Annotated in this window: 15 protein-coding genes and 2 tRNA genes; 4 read left to right on the top strand and 13 right to left on the bottom strand. The window is 66.1% G+C overall.

Features of this window, described 5'->3' with window-relative positions; genetic code table 11:
- The first annotated feature begins 171 nt into the window (after window positions 1-171).
- The gene (locus tag AC5Y4T_RS24290; RefSeq protein ID WP_499915366.1) at window positions 172-960 is read left to right on the top strand and encodes a phthiotriol/phenolphthiotriol dimycocerosates methyltransferase; all 789 of its coding nucleotides are present in this window, start codon (window positions 172-174) and stop codon (window positions 958-960) included.
- A gap of 172 nt (window positions 961-1,132) precedes the next feature.
- On the opposite strand, the gene AC5Y4T_RS24285 is transcribed toward AC5Y4T_RS24290, so the two are convergent.
- From AC5Y4T_RS24285 to clpX, 6 genes are all read right to left on the bottom strand, one after another.
- On the bottom strand, window positions 1,133-1,678 hold the full coding sequence (locus tag AC5Y4T_RS24285) for a transglycosylase family protein (protein WP_499915364.1): 546 nt from the start codon (window positions 1,676-1,678) through the stop codon (window positions 1,133-1,135).
- A gap of 993 nt (window positions 1,679-2,671) precedes the next feature.
- Window positions 2,672-3,286 carry a molybdenum cofactor guanylyltransferase gene (mobA, locus tag AC5Y4T_RS24280; protein ID WP_499915362.1) on the bottom strand — a complete coding sequence of 205 codons (615 nt, stop codon included), beginning with the start codon at window positions 3,284-3,286 and terminating at the stop codon, window positions 2,672-2,674.
- A gap of 1 nt (window position 3,287) precedes the next feature.
- Window positions 3,288-4,412, bottom strand: a complete 1,125-nt coding sequence (locus AC5Y4T_RS24275) for a 2-oxoacid:ferredoxin oxidoreductase subunit beta (RefSeq protein ID WP_499915360.1) — start codon at window positions 4,410-4,412, stop codon at window positions 3,288-3,290.
- An 81-nt stretch (window positions 4,413-4,493) separates the two neighbouring features.
- A complete protein-coding gene (locus tag AC5Y4T_RS24270) occupies window positions 4,494-6,446 on the bottom strand; it encodes a 2-oxoacid:acceptor oxidoreductase subunit alpha (protein ID WP_499916687.1) in 1,953 nt (650 codons plus the stop codon).
- A 245-nt stretch (window positions 6,447-6,691) separates the two neighbouring features.
- Window positions 6,692-7,975, bottom strand: a complete 1,284-nt coding sequence (locus tag AC5Y4T_RS24265) for an MFS transporter (protein ID WP_499916686.1) — start codon at window positions 7,973-7,975, stop codon at window positions 6,692-6,694.
- Window positions 7,976-7,982: 7 nt separating this feature from the next.
- Window positions 7,983-9,263 carry an ATP-dependent Clp protease ATP-binding subunit ClpX gene (clpX, locus tag AC5Y4T_RS24260; RefSeq protein ID WP_064953001.1) on the bottom strand — a complete coding sequence of 427 codons (1,281 nt, stop codon included), beginning with the start codon at window positions 9,261-9,263 and terminating at the stop codon, window positions 7,983-7,985.
- 326 nt (window positions 9,264-9,589) lie between these two features.
- On the opposite strand from clpX, the gene mmuM reads away from it, so the two are divergent.
- On the top strand, window positions 9,590-10,513 hold the full coding sequence (gene mmuM, locus AC5Y4T_RS24255) for a homocysteine S-methyltransferase (RefSeq protein WP_499955842.1): 924 nt from the start codon (window positions 9,590-9,592) through the stop codon (window positions 10,511-10,513).
- Window positions 10,514-10,532: 19 nt separating this feature from the next.
- On the opposite strand, the gene clpP2 is transcribed toward mmuM, so the two are convergent.
- The 4 genes from clpP2 to AC5Y4T_RS24235 all read right to left on the bottom strand — a co-directional run bounded on the left by clpP2 (window position 10,533) and on the right by AC5Y4T_RS24235 (window position 13,430).
- Window positions 10,533-11,168: an ATP-dependent CLP protease proteolytic subunit ClpP2 gene (gene clpP2, locus AC5Y4T_RS24250; RefSeq protein ID WP_066860217.1), complete on the bottom strand. Its 636-nt coding sequence runs from the start codon at window positions 11,166-11,168 to the stop codon at window positions 10,533-10,535.
- Window positions 11,165-11,800, bottom strand: a complete 636-nt coding sequence (locus AC5Y4T_RS24245) for an ATP-dependent Clp protease proteolytic subunit (protein ID WP_499915355.1) — start codon at window positions 11,798-11,800, stop codon at window positions 11,165-11,167. Before AC5Y4T_RS24245 ends, clpP2 begins: the two co-directional genes overlap by 4 nt.
- 80 nt (window positions 11,801-11,880) lie before the next feature.
- Window positions 11,881-13,275, bottom strand: a complete 1,395-nt coding sequence (tig, locus tag AC5Y4T_RS24240) for a trigger factor (protein ID WP_499955840.1) — start codon at window positions 13,273-13,275, stop codon at window positions 11,881-11,883.
- 78 nt (window positions 13,276-13,353) lie between these two features.
- Window positions 13,354-13,430 (bottom strand) — tRNA-Pro (locus tag AC5Y4T_RS24235).
- A 149-nt stretch (window positions 13,431-13,579) separates the two neighbouring features.
- On the opposite strand from AC5Y4T_RS24235, the gene AC5Y4T_RS24230 reads away from it, so the two are divergent.
- Both AC5Y4T_RS24230 and AC5Y4T_RS24225 read left to right on the top strand, forming a co-directional pair.
- Window positions 13,580-13,650, top strand: a tRNA-Gly gene (locus AC5Y4T_RS24230).
- Between the two features lie 32 nt (window positions 13,651-13,682).
- A complete protein-coding gene (locus AC5Y4T_RS24225; RefSeq protein ID WP_499955838.1) occupies window positions 13,683-14,873 on the top strand; it encodes a serine hydrolase domain-containing protein in 1,191 nt (396 codons plus the stop codon).
- A 12-nt stretch (window positions 14,874-14,885) separates the two neighbouring features.
- Here the strand turns inward: AC5Y4T_RS24225 and AC5Y4T_RS24220 are convergent, their stop codons facing one another.
- From AC5Y4T_RS24220 to AC5Y4T_RS24210, 3 genes are all read right to left on the bottom strand, one after another.
- On the bottom strand, window positions 14,886-15,152 hold the full coding sequence (locus tag AC5Y4T_RS24220) for a hypothetical protein (protein ID WP_499955836.1): 267 nt from the start codon (window positions 15,150-15,152) through the stop codon (window positions 14,886-14,888).
- 73 nt (window positions 15,153-15,225) lie between these two features.
- The gene (locus tag AC5Y4T_RS24215; RefSeq protein WP_499955834.1) at window positions 15,226-16,032 is read right to left on the bottom strand and encodes an Fpg/Nei family DNA glycosylase; all 807 of its coding nucleotides are present in this window, start codon (window positions 16,030-16,032) and stop codon (window positions 15,226-15,228) included.
- 18 nt (window positions 16,033-16,050) lie between these two features.
- Window positions 16,051-16,530, bottom strand: a complete 480-nt coding sequence (locus AC5Y4T_RS24210) for a ribose-5-phosphate isomerase (RefSeq protein ID WP_499950099.1) — start codon at window positions 16,528-16,530, stop codon at window positions 16,051-16,053.
- Window positions 16,531-16,568 lie beyond the last annotated feature (38 nt).

The raw sequence follows: 16,568 nt of genomic DNA, 5'->3' as shown, positions 1-16,568 counted from the left end.
GATGACGAAGAGCTCGTCGACGGCGTCAACTGATGTCCTGCTGTGAACTCCCTGCCGATCCCTCCGCGCCGAACTGTCTTCCAGGGGATTGGGTACCCCTGAATACTTCGGGGGTCTAGCCAGCGGTCGGGTTGCTGCGCTCCTACTTCACTCGACACGAACATGGGGGCGATGGTGGCTTTGATGCAGCGGGTGGGCTCGTTGTGGTGGAAGGGCTTCTACCCGTATTTCACGCGGCGCGCTGACGACGACATGCTGTTCTTCAACTGGGCGTACGAGGAAGAGCCGCCGATGGGCATTCCGCTTTCGGACGAGGATGAAAAGCACCGGTACCCGATTCAGCTTTACCACGCGACGGCTGCGCAAGGTGAACTGTCCGGTAAGCGGGTGCTCGAGGTCGGCTGCGGGCACGGTGGCGGGGCGTCGTATTTGGCGCGTACCTTCGGGCCGGCGTCATATCAGGGCCTGGATCGCAACCGCACGGGAATCCGGTTCTGTCGCCGCCGCCATCACGGTGTGCCCCGGCTGAGTTTCACGCCAGGCGACGCGGAAGCGTTGCCCTTCGCTGAAGGGTCCTTCGATGTGGTGATGAACGTGGAATCGTCGCACTGCTACCCGCACTTCGACCGCTTCCTGAGTGAGGTATCACGGGTGCTGGCGCCAAAGGGGTCGCTTCTGTATACGGATTTTCGCAAGCGTGCGGAATGTGGCGACTGGGAGGCGGACCTAGCCGCTGCGCCAGGCTTGCAGATCGCGTCATGGCGTGACATCAGTGATGATGTCGCTCGCGGCATGGGCTTGAACAGCCGCTACCTGTCTGCGGTGTCGGAGAACCTCTCACCAATCCCGTTCTTGCGGTCCCGGATGCGCAAGGGCGCCCCGGCGGAGGGGTCCTGGCACCAGACAGGGCTGCGTGACGGGGATGCCAGCTACCGGCTATACCACCTGGTCCGAAGCTGACCTACGCCTGAATATCGCACACGACGCGAAACGCGGTGAACCACCGAGAATCGCTTCGGGACCGTCTATGGCTGTTTGGACGATCAAGCGCCCCCGGAGCCAAGAAGTGCCGGGCACAAGGCCCGGCACTTCTTAGATGTATGACAGCGAAGCCGTCGATTGTGGCTGCGGCTCAGCCGCGGCGCCCGCAGACCGGCCAAGCGCCGATGCCCTGCGAGTGCAGCACGTTCTCGGCGACCCGGATCTGCTCCTCGCGGCTCGCGCCGGCCGGGGAGCCCGACCCACCGTTGGCGCGCCAGGTGCTCGGGGTGAACTGCAGGCCACCGGAGAAGCCGTTACCGGTGCTGATCCCCCAGTTGCCACCCGACTCGCACTGCGCGATGGCATCCCAGTTCACGCTGTACGCCCGGTGGACGGGAGGCGGCGGGACGTCCGGGCCAGGCGCCGGAGCGTCGGGAGCCGGCGGCGGCGGAGCGTCCGGAGCCGGGGGCGGCGGAGCGTCGGGAGCCGGGGGCAGCGGAGCGTCCGGAGCCGGCGGCAGCGGAGCGTCCGGGGCCGGCGGAGCGTCCGGGGCCGGAGCGTCCGGAGCGGGGCCGACGACCGGCGCGTTCGGGTCGAAGCCCGCCGGCACCTCGTCCGCGTGAGCGGTGGCCGACGGGATGGTCACGAGCGTGCCCGTGACCGCGGCGAGAATGAGCGTCTTTCGGACGTTCTTCAAGAATCTTCCTTTCGCGGTGCGCGCGCCAAAGCAAGCCCACGGATGTGGGCTGAAGCTGTCTGGTTATTGCCTGCTTTGAAACGTGCCGTCTGGGTCAGGCACGGCAGCGGCGGGCCAAGTATGCCCAGCGGGTATTACCCACCGACCACGGTCGGGCTCTCGCCGTCCGTGGCGCCGCTCGCACGCGGGTCCGTGGATTCAATTATTTGATTACTCTTCCGTAACCCGTTGTGGGCTAACAGGGACCGTAGAGAACCTCGACGCGTTAGTCATCTTGAGAAATCGGGTATCTCGTTTCGGTAACGGGTCGATCACGCCGCGGCAGCGGCTCCATTTACCCAGGTTATTGCGGCGTTTTCGGGATCGAAGCTCGATCGGATCAGCCAAACGAATGGTGAGCCGAATCACCTGTGTTTTGTGAGCTGGCGCACGTTTATTTCCGGTGCAGCGAGCCGATTCTCCAGGCATTCAACGGATCCGGATCCCCGCTGCGGGCCGGCGTAGAGTACCGCAACTTCTGCGCACTTCAGACGCCGAAACCATGCAAAATCGAACGGTATCGACTTTCCCTGCCCAGCAGCATAATTCGACGCCGAATCATGAGTCGCCCCCGGTTCGTTTCTGCCGAACCAAGCACATCAGTTTGTATCCGCTTGCTAGACAATATTTTTCATTCACACATCAAGGGATGCAAAAGGGCTGCAATGCCTTTCGTCGATAAGGCGGGGGATTCTTCGACAAAGTCCGACCGCAGCCCGCCCCGCAAATCGATAAGCGCTCTGGCGATCGCTTCAAATCACCACCGCCGCAACCGATCACGCTAGCGGCCGCCGCGCTGCAGGATTGCTCGGCACCGACTGCATGCGGAATCGCGCAATGACTATCGCGGAAATTATCGAGGTGACAAGTGCCGGTGTGTTCAGCGCGATACCAGCGGCGCCGAATTGCGGCTAAGTGAATGTCCGCCAGGCTGATCGACCCGGCGCTACACCTTCAGCCCCGCGACTGCGCGAGGGCGAGCAGGTCGCTCTCCGTATTGACGTTCGCCAGGAAGCGCGATTCCGGCAGCACGATCTGCTGCGCGTCCGAGGCGTCGATCAAGGCGCGCATCGAGCGGGCGCCACCGGCGACCAGGCCCTCGATCCGCTTGGCCAAATCGGTGCGGTACACCGCGGCCAGGTAGTGGCTGCGGCCGTCCCAGGGCAGCACAATCTCGGCGTTGGTCTCGGTGGCCAGCCGCACCAGGTCGTCGATCAATTCCGCAGACAGAAGCGGCATGTCGACCGCGCAGACGAAGGCGTACCGGGCGCCCGCCTCCGCGGCCGCCCGCAGCCCTCGTCCGGTCGCCGGAAGCGGCCCTTGGCCGCGCACCTCGTCGCGGATGACTTTCGCCTGCACGGTCGGCAACGGTTGCCCCGGTGCGGCCACCACGAAAACGGGCTCACAGCGCTGTGCGAGCACCCCGGCGACATACTCGAGGAGCGTGGGGGCACCCCCAGGGCCGGGCAGGGTGGCCTTGTCGCGGCCCATGCGCCGCGATTCACCGCCGGCCAGGGCTATTCCCGCTAGCGACACGGCCTGATCCGTGTCGAGTATCTGCTCGCCCACGTCAGTCGACGGTCCAGGTGTCGCGCCCGCGCAACAGCGACTGCAGCGCGGCGGAATCGAACGGCTTCGCGGACTGGGCCGCCTGGACCTGCGAGCGCGCCGCGTCGTCATAGGTGGGCCGGCTGATGTTGCGGAAGATGCCCAGCACCGTGTGTTCGAGGTTCTGGTCCGACAACCGCGACAGGGCAAAGGCGTAGGCCGAGTTGTCGCTGTGCGCGTCGTGCACCACGATCTCGTCGACCGACACGTCCGCCGTCTTGGCCACCTCCAGACCGAAGCCCGACTTCACGACGCAGTATTCGCCATTGGCGCCGAACACAATTGGCTCACCGTGGCGGACGTTGATGACCCGCTCCTCGGCGCCTTCCTTGCGCAGTGCGTCGAACGAGCCGTCGTTGAAGATCGGGCAGTCCTGCAGGATCTCGACCACGGCGGCACCCCGGTGCCCGGCGGCGGCGCGCAGCACCTCGGTCAGTCCGTTGCGGTCGGAGTCAAGCGCGCGGCCGACGAAGGTCGCCTCGGCGCCCAGGGCCAACGACACCGGGTTGAACGGGTGGTCCAGCGATCCCATCGGGGTCGACTTGGTGATCTTGCCGACCTCCGATGTCGGCGAGTATTGCCCCTTGGTCAGGCCGTAGATCCGGTTGTTGAACAGCAGGATCGTGATGTTGACATTGCGGCGCAGCGCGTGGATCAGGTGGTTACCCCCGATCGACAAGGCGTCGCCGTCACCCGTGACCACCCACACCGACAGGTCCTCGCGGGCCAGCGCCAGACCGGTGGCGATGGCCGGCGCGCGGCCGTGAATCGAGTGAAAGCCGTAGGTTTCGAGGTAATACGGGAATCGGCTCGAGCAGCCGATGCCGCTGATGAACACGATGTTCTCGCGCCGCAGCCCGAGGTCGGGCAGGAAGTTGCGGATGGTGTTGAGGATGACGTAGTCCCCGCAGCCCGGGCACCAACGGACCTCTTGGTCGCTGGTGAAGTCCTTGGACTTCTGCGGCTGGTCCTCAGCAGCCAACGTGGGGACCCCGTCGTTCTTTGTCAGCTTCGCGGTCACACCGAGGTCTTTGCCCGCCAGGTTGCCGATCACGTCAGTCACGAGCGTCGTTCCTCTCCCCCGCAAGCGGGTGGGGGTCCCTCCCGCTGGGGACGTGCCCCCACATCGCGTTTCGCTCTATGTTGTTGCCCGCCAAGACCATTGAGCTCATGCGCTGGCTCCAACCGTTGCTGCCGCCATCCTGGCGACCATCGTCTTGTCGTTCTCGACTTCGGCCAACGTCCCACCCAGCGCGGCGCGGATGACGCGGCCGATTTCGTCAGCCAGGAAGGCGACGCCTTGCACCTTGCTGACTGATTGCACATCCACCAGGTACTTGCCCCGGAGCAGGAACGCCAACTGACCTAGGTTCATTTCCGGCGCGACCACCTGCGGGTAGCGCCGCAGCACCTCGCCCAGGTTGGCCGGGAAGGGGTTGAGGTAACGCAAGTGGGCGTGCGCCACCTTGATGCCCTTGCGCCGGGCGCGCCGGCATGCTTCACCGATCGGGCCGTAGGAGCTGCCCCAGCCGATCAACAGCAACTCGGCGTCGCCGGTCGGGTCGTCGACCTCCAGGTCGGGGACCGAGATTCCGTCGATCTTGGCCTGGCGCAACCGCACCATGAGGTCGTGGTTGACCGGCTCGTAGGAGATGTTGCCCGAGCCGTTCGCCGCTTCCAGGCCGCCGATCCGGTGCTCGAGCCCCGGGGTGCCGGGCACGGCGAACTGCCGGGCCAGCGTCTCCGGGTCCCGTGCGTAGGGCTGGAACGGCTCGTCCGGCTTGGCGAAGGTGTGCGTGATGCCCGGCAGCGTGCTGACGTCCGGAATGCGCCACGGCTCCGACCCATTGGCGATCGCGCCGTCGGACAGCACGATCACCGGGGTGTGGTAGGACACCGCGATGCGCGCCGCCTCGAGTGCGGTCTCGAAGCAGTCCGAAGGTGAGCGCGGGGCCAGCACCGCGACGGGTGATTCGCCGTTGCGGCCGAACAGCGCCTGCAACAGGTCGGCCTGTTCGGTCTTGGTGGGCAGCCCGGTCGAAGGCCCGCCGCGCTGCACGTCGACGACGAGCAACGGCAGCTCGGTCATAACGGCCAGCCCGAGCGCTTCGGACTTCAGCGAGATGCCCGGGCCGGAGGTGGTGGTCACGCCCAGCGCACCGCCGTACGAGGCGCCGATCGCCGCGCAGATACCGCCGATCTCGTCCTCGGCCTGGAAGGTGATGACGTTGAAGTTCTTGTGCTTGGACAGCTCGTGCAGGATGTCCGACGCGGGCGTGATCGGGTAGCTGCCGAGCATGACCGGAATGTCCGCCAGCTGGCCGGCCGCCACGATGCCGTACGCCAGCGCGGTGTTGCCCGAGATCTGACGGTATTCGCCCGACGGCAGGGTCGCCCGGGACACCTCGTAAGTGGTGCCGAAGGCCTCGGTGGTTTCGCCGTAGTTCCAGCCCGCCTTCAGCGCCAGCACGTTGGTCTCGGCGACCTCGGGCTTGCGGGCGAACTTCTCCCTGATGAACTTCTCGCTGGTCTCGATCGGCCGCCCGTACATCCACGACAACAGGCCCAGCGCGAACATGTTCTTGGCGCGCTGGCCGTCCTTCTTGGTGGCGCCGATCGTCTCGACGGCCCCGAGCGTCAGCGTGGTCATCGCGACGGAATGCACCACGTAGTCCGACAACTCGTCCGTCTCGAGCGGGTTGGTGACGTAGCCCACCTTGGTCAGGTTGCGCTTGGTGAACTCGTCGGAGTTCGCGATCACCATGCCACCGCGGGGCAGGTCACCGATGTTGGCCTTGAGCGCAGCGGGATTCATCGCGACGAGGACGTCGGGCCGGTCGCCGGCGGTCAGGATGTCGTAATCGGCGATCTGAATCTGGAAGGACGAGACGCCGGGCAGGGTGCCTGCGGGGGCGCGAATCTCGGCGGGATAGTTGGGCTGGGTCGCCAGGTCGTTGCCGAAAAGCGCAGCCTCGGATGTGAACCGGTCTCCGGTGAGCTGCATGCCGTCGCCGGAGTCCCCGGCGAAGCGAATGACGACTTGTTCGAGGCGCTGACGGGCAGATCCGTTGGGGGAAGCCCCATGTGAGTCTGATGCGGCTCCGCTGCCGTTCGGATCCACGTCTTTGCCCTCCACTTTGCTCACCGGACAGACACTCCGCCGACGTTCCAGGTTACGCGCCTTCGAAGCGGCCTCGGCCCGCTAGCGCTTCATGTCACTGCCGGTATCAATTATGGCATTTCCTTGAGGGTTGTATGGCGGTCCCTTATGCATGTCACGGCGCCGTTTTGTCGGCAAAACCCGAAGTCAGGCGGAGCTACTGACGAGTACGAAACCAAACTGTGTTGTTGGTCACGTATTGCGCGTTAGCTACTGTCGCCCATACCGTGGCCGCCTCCGGCCGCCGCGGTTCCGGCGCCGGATTTTGCCTCCGCTGTTTCCGGCATCGCGATCAGATACAACACGAAGCCGGCCGCGGCGAGGGCGCCCAGGAAGGCGAACGCGGCGTTGTAGCCGGCCGCGACCACGATCGAGCCCGCGACCAGGTTCGATATCGCTGCGCCGGTGCCGGTCGCGGCCGTTATCGCCCCCAAGCTGACGTTGAATCGACCGCTTCCGTGCGTCACGTCCTGCACCACCAGGGGAAACAGAGCGCCGAACACGCCGGCCCCGACGCCGTCGAGCAGTTGCACACTCACCAACCAGTAGGAGTTGTCCGAGCACGTGTAAAGGAATCCACGGGCGGCCAGAACCGCGAATCCGGCCAGAAAGATCGGTTTTCGCCCCCACGAATCGGCCTTGGCGCCCGCCAGGTACGCCACCGGCACCATGACGACCTGCGCGGCCACGATGCAGCCGGCCATCAGGGCAGTTCCGACGTCTTTGTTGTGCAGCGCCAGGCGCTGACCGACCAGCGGCAGCATGGCCGCGTTGGCGAAGTGGAACGCGATGACCGTCACGGCGAAGATCATCAGCCGCCGATTGCCCAGCAGCCTGGTGAGCCGGGACGGGGTTCGGCGCGGTTCCCCGGGGAGGTGGTCCATGCCCCGGGCCACGTCGTGGTCGATCGCGTCACCCGGAATCCACAGTGTCGCAACAACACTGGCGCTCGCCATGGCGGCCAGCACCCAGAAGACGACGACCGGTCCGGAAACGTAGGCCAGGACGCCGGTAATCGCTGCGGCGCAGGCGTTTCCGGCGTGGTTGAACGACTCGTTGCGTCCGATCCGCCGGGAGAATCGACGGGAGCCGACCAGCCCCAGGGTGATGGCGGCCAATGCGGGAGCGAAAACGGATCCGGCGATTCCGGTGAGCGCCTGCAGTACCGAGATCGAATAGAACCCGGGGAACAACGGCATCGCCAACGACGCCGCGGTGATCGTCAGCGCGCCGACGATGATCAGCGCCCGCTTTGCCGTGCTCCTATCCACCAAGGCGCCGGCCGGGCCCTGCGCGACTATCGCCCCGATGCCGCCGACGGCCATCACGAAGCCGATCGATTGCTGATCCCAATGATGGGTCAGCAGCAAATAGATGGATAGGTACGGGCCCAGGCCGTCACGGACGTCGGCCAGCAGGAAATTCAGCAGGTCCAGGCCGTGCGCAAGACGCCGAGGAACGGCGTCGCTCGGGTCGCCGGTGTGCTCCAGGATCTAGTTAGGCGCTCTTGTCCCGACGTTCTGAACGGGACGGCTTTCGCGGAACGATCGTCGGCAACACGTTGTCCTGGACGGTCTCCTTGGTCACCACAACCTTGGCGACGTCGTCGCGGCTGGGGATGTCATACATCACCGGCAGCAGGACCTCTTCCATGATCGCCCGCAGCCCGCGAGCCCCGGTGCCGCGGTGGATCGCCTGGTCGGCGATAGCTTCCAGGGCGTCGTCGGTGAACTCGAGCTCCACATTGTCCATCTCGAAGAGCCGCGTGTACTGCTTGACCAGCGCGTTCTTCGGCTCCGACAGGATCTTGACCAACGACTCGCGGTCCAGGTTGGTGACCGATGCGACCACCGGCAGCCGTCCGATGAACTCGGGGATCAGGCCGAATTTGATCAGGTCTTCGGGCATCACCTCGGCGAAGTGATCGGTGGTGTCGATCTCGGCCTTGGAGCGCACCTCGGCGCCGAAGCCCAGGCCGCGCTTGCCGACGCGCTCGTAGATGATCTTCTCCAGACCGGCGAACGCACCGGCGACGATGAACAGCACGTTGGTGGTGTCGATCTGGATGAACTCCTGGTGCGGGTGCTTGCGACCACCCTGCGGGGGAACCGAGGCCTGGGTGCCTTCCAGGATCTTGAGCAGCGCCTGCTGGACGCCTTCGCCGGACACGTCGCGGGTGATCGACGGGTTCTCGCTCTTGCGGGCGATCTTGTCGACCTCGTCGATGTAGATGATGCCGGTCTCGGCGCGCTTGACGTCATAGTCCGCGGCCTGGATCAGCTTGAGCAAGATGTTCTCGACGTCCTCACCGACGTAACCGGCTTCGGTCAGTGCGGTGGCGTCGGCGATGGCGAACGGGACGTTGAGCATCTTGGCGAGCGTTTGGGCCAGGTAGGTCTTGCCGCAACCGGTCGGCCCGAGCATCAAGATGTTGGACTTGGTCAGCTCCACGGGCTCGTGCCGGGAGTCCCGGCCCTTTTCACCGGCCTGAATCCGCTTGTAGTGGTTGTAGACCGCCACGGCCAGCGTCCGTTTGGCGGTGTCCTGCCCGATGACGTATCCCTCGAGGAACTCCCGGATCTCGATCGGCTTGGGGAGTTCATCGAGCTTCACGTCGTCGGCGTCGGCGAGCTCCTCTTCGATGATCTCGTTGCAGAGATCGATGCATTCGTCGCAGATGTACACGCCGGGGCCAGCAATGAGCTTCTTGACCTGCTTCTGGCTCTTCCCGCAGAACGAGCACTTCAGCAGGTCACCGCCGTCTCCGATGCGCGCCATGGTGCTTAAAGGCCTACTTCCTGTTCGCCGTTGGTTTGCCGGTGCCCGGATGTGTTATCGACGCTACCCGTTTGATCGGGCCCGACGCGACCATAAGGGCCGAATCGCGTCGGTGGTATTCATGCATGTCCGTATGGATGAAACATATAGCCAGACGGTGCCCGTAACTCGCGAAAGGCGCGCTTGGCGTGTCTTTGGCGTGTCGCGGTCGTAACGCGGCCGAGGCCGACCGGCTACGACCTTGCTTCCGGTGGAGGTGCCAACCCAACGCCAATGTTCACGCGAGGCCCGGCCGGCCCCCCAAGAAATCACCCTACAGTGGCGACGTGGGTTTGGCTGTGGGCTTCGAATGGCCCAGCGGATCCGTGCTGCTCGACGGCGGCTTGGCCACCGAGCTCGAAGCGCGCGGCCATGACCTTTCCGACCCGCTGTGGTCGGCGAGACTGCTCGCCGACGCCCCGCAGGACATCGCCGCGGTGCACGCCGCCTACTTTCGCGCCGGGGGCACGATCGCGACGACGGCCAGCTACCAGGCGTCGTTCGAAGGTTTCGCCGCTCGTGGATCCGATCGCCGAGAGACCGTCGGACTGTTGCGCCGCAGCGTCGAGCTCGCCAAGGCGGCGCGGGACGAAGCCGGCGTCGGCGGCCTGCTCGTCGCCGCCTCGATCGGACCGTATGGCGCGGCGCTGGCCGACGGATCGGAATACCGCGGACGCTACGGCCTGTCGGTAGCCGCCTTGAAGCGCTGGCACCGGCCACGGTTGGAGATCCTGGCCGACGCGGGCGCGGACGTGCTCGCGTGCGAAACCGTGCCCGACGCCGACGAAGCGCAGGCCCTCGTCGAGCTGGTGCGTTCGATCGGGAAGCCGGCGTGGCTGAGCTACACCGTCGACGGCGACCGCACCCGCGCCGGGCAGCCGCTGGCCGACGCGTTCGCGGTGGCGGCCGGCGTCGACGAGATCGTCGCGATCGGCGTGAACTGCTGTGCGCCCGACGACGTGTTGCCGGCCATTGCGACCGCCGCAGCCGTCGGGAAGCCCGTCATCGTCTACCCGAACAGCGGCGAGCGCTGGGACGCGTTGCGACGCAGCTGGATCGGTCCGTCGCGGTTCAGCGCCGACCTGGCCGCGCAATGGATCGCGGCGGGGGCGCGAATCGTCGGCGGATGCTGCCGGGTCGGGCCCGGCGATGTCGCGGCGGTTCGCCGAGCGTGCACTCAGGGCGAGAAATCGGGCGAAAATTCGCCGTGAGTGCACTTTCGGCGAACAGTTACGCCGTTTGCGCCGAAAGCTTTCGGTACTCCAGCACGGTGTCGATGATCCCGTAATCCTTGGCCTCTTCGGCGGTCAGGATCTTGTCGCGGTCGGTGTCCTTGCGGACTGTCGCGGCGTCCTTGCCGGTGTGGCGGGCCAGCGTGGTTTCCATCAGCGTGCGCATCCGCTCGATCTCGGCGGCCTGGATCTCCAGATCGGAGAACTGCCCCTGGATCACGCCCTGCAGCGACGGCTGGTGAATGAGCACCCGGGCGTTGGGCAGTGCCATGCGCTTGCCGGGCGTCCCGGCGGCCAGCAACACCGCCGCCGCCGAGGCGGCCTGCCCGAGGCAGACCGTCTGGATGTCGGCGCGCACGTACTGCATGGTGTCGTAAATCGCCATCAGCGAGGTGAATCCGCCACCGGGCGAGTTAATGTACATGGTGATGTCGCGGTCGGGGTCCAGCGACTCGAGCACCAACAGCTGCGCCATGATGTCGTTCGCCGAGGCGTCGTCGACCTGGACACCGAGGAAGATGATGCGTTCCTCGAACAGCTTGTTGTAGGGATTGGATTCCTTGATCCCGAAGCTGGAGTGCTCGATGAACGACGGCAGGATGTAGCGCGCCTGGGGCTGCGTTTCGGGGTTCATCGGGCTTCTCCATTGGTGATGTGGGCGGCGCGGGTGATGATGTGGTCGACGAAGCCGTATTCGAGGGCTTCCTGCGCGGTGAACCAGCGGTCGCGGTCGGAGTCGGCCTCGATGCGCTCGATCGACTGCCCGGTGAATTCGGCGTTGAGCCGGAACATCTCCTTTTTGATGACGTGGAACTGCTCGGCCTGGATCGCGATGTCGGCCGCGCTACCGGTCACCCCGCCGAGCGGCTGGTGCATCAGGATGCGGGCGTGCGGCAACGCGTAACGCTTGCCCTTGGTGCCGGCAGCCAACAAGAACTCGCCCATCGAGGCGGCCATGCCCATCGCGTAGGTGGCGATGTCACACGGCGCCAGCACCATGGTGTCGTAGATCGCCATTCCGGCGCTGATCGATCCGCCCGGGGAGTTGATGTAGAGGTTGATGTCCTTGTCGCTGTCCTCGGCGGCGAGCAGCAGAATCTGCGCGCACAACCGGTTGGCGACCTCGTCGTTCACCTCTGAACCCAGGAAGATGATGCGCTCGGACAGCAAGCGCTCATAGACCGAGTCCGTGAGGTTGAGACCCTGCGAGTTTGAACGCATGTCAGTCACGACTGAGTTACCTGCTTTCTCGAGATCCGTATTCACGACACTAGCCAACCGGGCCCACTGTTTCGCGGCCACGCACCCCCGAAAGGGCCACGTTCGCTCACAGCTTCATGGCGCGGTCACTCCGCGGCGTCGTCCTCTTCGGGGTCGTCGGCCTCAGCCTCACCCGTCGCCTCGGCCTCGTCGGCCTCCGGGCGGCCGCCGAAGAATTCACTGGTGTCGATGGCGTTTCCCGCGGTATCGGTGACGGTCGCCGCCCGGATCACCTCGGCGATCGCCAGCGTCCGGCGCACATCGGCGAACATGGCCGGCAGCTGGTTGTTCTCCTGGAGATAGCCCAGCAGCTGCTGGGGCTCGATGCCGTATTGCCGCGACGTAGCCACCAGCCGCTCGGTCAGGTCATCCTGGCCGACCTGGACCTGTAGCTCGTCGGCCAGGGCGTCCAGCAGCAGCTGGCGTTTGACTTCCGTCTCGGCGGCGGTGCGCGTCTCGCTCTCGAACTCTTCGCGCGACTTGCCCTGCTGGGCCAGCACCTCTTCCAGCTTGGACTCGTCGTGGTCAAGGCTGTGCAATGCGTTGTGCAGGGCGCTGTCGACCTGGGCCTTGACGATCGCCTCCGGCAGCGGGACCTCGACCTGCTCGAGCAGTGTGTCGAGGGCGGCCTCGCGAATGTTCTCGGCCTGCTGAGCACGCTTGGTGCGGCCGACCTGCTCGCGCAGGTTGGACTTCAACTCCTCGATGGTGTCGAACTCGCTGGCCAGTTGCGCGAACTCGTCGTCGGGCTCGGGCAGCTCACGTTCCTTGATCGACTTGACCGTGACGGTCACCTGGGCGTCCTTGCCGGCGTGCTCGCCGGTCGCCAGCTGCGCGGTGAACTCCTTGGGTTCGTCGACCGACAAACCGATCAGGGCCTCGTCCAGGCCCGCGATGAGGCGACCCGAGCCCACCTCGTGCGACAGGCCTTGCGCGGCGGCGCCCGGGATCTCTTCGCCGTCGATGGTGGCCGACAGGTCGATCGAGACGAAGTCACCGTCGGCGACGGGCCGGTCAACACCGGTCAGGGTGCCGAATCGGGCACGCAGAGACTGCAGTTCGGCCTCCACGTCGTCGTCGCTGACCTCGATCGGGTCCACCGAAACCTTGAGCTCGCCGGGGTCCGGCAGGGTGAGCTTGGGGCGCACGTCGACCTCGGCCGTGAAGGCCAGCTCCTCGCCGTACTCCTTTTTGGTGACTTCGATCTCGGGCTGGCCCAGCGGGTGCACCTCCGATTCGGCGACGGCCTGCCCGTACCGCGCCGGCAGCGCCTCGCTGACGACCTGATCGAGCATCGCCTCGCGACCAAACCTCGCCTCCAGCAACTTCGCCGGCGCCTTGCCCGGCCGGAATCCGGGCAGTCGCACCTGCCGGGCCAGCTCCTTGTAGGCGCGCTGGAAGTCGGGTTCGAGTTCCGAGAAAGGGACCTCCACGTTGATGCGCACCCGGGTGGGGCTCAACTGCTCGACGGTGCTCTTCACGGGTGTGCTCCTCAATGCTCGTTCGTTGCTCGTCATTGGCGCCGGTGGGTCCCGCTCAGGGCACCGGGCCGGTCGTGCTGGTCGGGGTGACAGGATTTGAACCTGCGGCCTTCCGCTCCCAAAGCGGATGCGCTACCAAGCTGCGCTACACCCCGCGCTGACCTCGATGATCCTAAGGCCCCTGAAACACCGGGTTGGCCACGGGCTTCGCGGCGACGTCGCAGACCTCACGAAGCGATCACAAAACCGAGTCGATTAGATTTGATCTTTGTCGCCAGCTACAGTCACGCTCGACTGAACACATGCGGGCGTAGCTCAATGGTAGAGCCCTAGTCTTCCAAACTAGCTACGCGGGTTCGATTCCCGTCGCCCGCTCGGGCTAACTATCTGCTCGATAGAAAGGCGCCATGAGCGACCTGTTGACCGACGCGTCGATCCATGGCTCATGCGCCTCGGATTACGTCGGACTTCGCGACGCGTTCGAGCGCAATTTCACGCAAGGCGATGAAGTCGGCGCGGCCGTGGCCGTGTGGGTCGACGGGACTCTGGTCGTCGATCTGTGGGGCGGCTGGGCCGACGCCGCCCGTACCCGGCCGTGGCAGCAGAACACCCTGACCACCGTGTTGTCCGGCACGAAGGGCCTGTCGTCCACCTGCGTGCACCAGCTCGCCGACCGCGGGGAGCTGGACCTGCAGGCTCCGGTGGCGCACTACTGGCCCGAGTTCGCCCAGGCGGGCAAACAGGACATCACGCTGGCGATGGTGATGAGCCACCGATCCGGCGTCATCGGCCCCCGCACGCGCCTGCGGTGGGAAGAGGTCGCCGACTGGGACTACGTCTGCGAACAACTGGCCGCCGCCGAGCCGTGGTGGAAGCCGGACACCGCGCAGGGCTACCACATGACCACCTTCGGTTTCATCATGGGCGAGGTGTTCCGCCGAGTCACGGGCCGGACCATCGGCCAGTACCTGCGCGCCGAGATCGCCGAACCGTTAGGTGCCGACGTCCATATCGGGTTGCCGTTGAGCGAGCAACACCGCTGCGCCGAGCGGGTCAACAAGCCGCACGCCCGCGATCTGCTGGCCGACGCGAAGGCACCCGAATACCCGACCAGCCTGGCTGAGCACCCGAAGGCGGGGCTATCCATCGCGATGGGGTTCGCCCCCGATGACGAGCTCGGCTCGCACGATCTGAATCTGTGGCGCGAACTCGAGTTCCCTGGCACCAACGGGCAGGTGTCAGCGCTGGGGTTGGCGACGTTCTACAACGCGCTCGCTCAGGAGAAGGTGCTCAGCCGCGAGCACATGGATCTGGTGCGGGTGTGCCGGGGTGGGCAGGACACCGATTTAGTACTCGGGCCGCGGGTCGCCGATCACGGCTGGGGGCTGGGTTACATGCTCAACCAGCGGTGCGTCAACGGGCCCAACCCCCGGATCTTCGGCCATGGCGGACTGGGCGGCTCGTTCGGGTTCGTCGACCTGGAGCACCGCATCGGCTACGCCTATGTGGCCAATCACTTCGACCCGACCAAGGCCAACGCTGACCCCCGCAGTCTGGTCCTGTCCAACGAGGTCTACTCAGTGCTCGGAGTCGTCTAGCGCTCGACAGCGCTAGTGGCCGCCGCCGCCTCCACCGCCGCCGGGTCCACCGCCGCCGGGTCCGGGACCGAGGTCTCCGCCGTTCCCCCATCCGGGACCGGGCCCCGGGACATTGCAATAGGGCCCGTTTCCCGGGTTCCAGGTCTCGCCGGGATTGCACGGGTAGTTCGGGAAGGACGTCACTTGTGCCTGAGCACCGCTCGCGGCACCCAGTCCGACCAGTCCCAGACCTGCCGAAAGCGTGGCCGTGGCCGCAACGGCACGTATCGATTTCTTCATCTAGGAGCCGTACCCGGCCGGTGGCGCACGAAACGGAATCGTGTGGAGCCTCGATGCCCGGCCGTCGACGCTGTTATGTCTGGCAGGTGGGGCACCAGAAGACGTTGCGGCCCTCCAGCACCGTCGTGCGAATCGGATCGCCCGACACCCGGCACGGTTCGCCGGCGCGCCGATAGACGTAGGTGCGGGGCCGGTCGGGCCGATACGACGGCGCGCCGTGGTCGTGTTCGGGCCGCACCACGATGATCTTGCCCCGGCGCAATCCGACCTTCATCAGCGCGACCAGGTCGGTCCAGGCCGCGTCGAATTCGTCCTCGCGGACGTCGCGGCCGGGCCGGAACGGGTCGATCCGGTGGCGGAACAGCAACTCGCTGCGATAGACATTGCCGACGCCGGCCATCACCGTCTGGTCCATCAGCAGCGCGCCAATGGGCCTGCGGGACTTGGCAATCCGCTGCCACGCCCACGACGGATCGGCGTCGGCGCGCAGCGGGTCGGGGCCCAGCCGGGCCAGCACGCCGCTGACCTGGCCTTCGTCGATGACTTCGCACACCGTCGGGCCGCGCAGGTCGGTGCCGTGGTCGGCGCCGATCATGCGCATCCGCACCTGCCCGACCGCCTCCGGGAACAACCCGTCACCGGGCCGTTCCCATTCGGTGAAGGCACCGTACAGCCCGAGATGCACGTGCACGATGGGGCCGCCGGCGTAGTGGTGGAACAGGTGTTTGCCCCACGCGCTGGTGCGCCGCAGTACGCGCCCGTCCACCACGGCAGCCGCATCCGCGAAGCGGCCCTGGGGGCTGGACACCGCGACGGGGGCGCCGGCGTAACGGCGTTGGTGTAGCCGGGCCAGCCGGTGCAGGGTATGCCCTTCGGGCACGCGCAGACCTTTCGGGCGTCAACCTGCCGCGCCGGGCACCGGCGGGGCTTGATGGGTGCGTTCGTATTCGGCCAGGATGTCGATACGCCGTTGGTGGCGTTCGGCTTTCGACCACGGCGTGGTCAAGAAGGCATCGACGATGGCCAGCGCCTCGGCCACGGTGTGCATGCGGCCGCCGATGCCGATCAGTTGGGCGTTGTTGTGTTCGCGGGCCAGGGTCGCCGTCTCGACGCTCCAGGCCAGCGCGCAGCGGGCGCCGGGGACCTTGTTCGCGGCGATCTGCTCGCCGTTGCCCGACCCGCCCAGCACGATGCCCAGGCTGTCCGGATCGGCCACGGTGCGTGTCGCGGCGGCGATACAGAAGGCCGGGTAGTCGTCTTCGGCGTCGTAACTGAAGGCGCCGCAATCGATCGGCTCGTGCCCGGATTTTTTGAGGTGGTCGGTGATCTGCTGCTTGAGCTCGAATCCGGCGTGGTCAGAGCCGAGGTAGACGCGCATGCCCGCAATCCTTACACAGCCCGCCTCCGGGCCGGTGG

This window comes from Mycobacterium sp. NGS11, from assembly GCF_059813315.1.
Note: the sequence above shows the minus strand (reverse complement) of the source record. Positions and strands in the feature narration are given on the sequence as shown.

What these genes read in the sequence shown, in the direction of transcription:
- AC5Y4T_RS24290 (WP_499915366.1), top strand. Translation starts at nt 172, where the DNA reads ATGGTGGCTTTGATGCAGCGGGTGGGCTCGTTGTGGTGGAAGGGCTTC.
- clpX (WP_064953001.1), bottom strand. Translation starts at nt 9,263, where the DNA reads ATGGCGCGCATCGGAGACGGCGGTGACCTGCTGAAGTGCTCGTTCTGC.
- clpP2 (WP_066860217.1), bottom strand. Translation starts at nt 11,168, where the DNA reads ATGAACCCCGAAACGCAGCCCCAGGCGCGCTACATCCTGCCGTCGTTC.
- AC5Y4T_RS24225 (WP_499955838.1), top strand. Translation starts at nt 13,683, where the DNA reads ATGAGCGACCTGTTGACCGACGCGTCGATCCATGGCTCATGCGCCTCG.
- AC5Y4T_RS24220 (WP_499955836.1), bottom strand. Translation starts at nt 15,152, where the DNA reads ATGAAGAAATCGATACGTGCCGTTGCGGCCACGGCCACGCTTTCGGCA.
- AC5Y4T_RS24210 (WP_499950099.1), bottom strand. Translation starts at nt 16,530, where the DNA reads ATGCGCGTCTACCTCGGCTCTGACCACGCCGGATTCGAGCTCAAGCAG.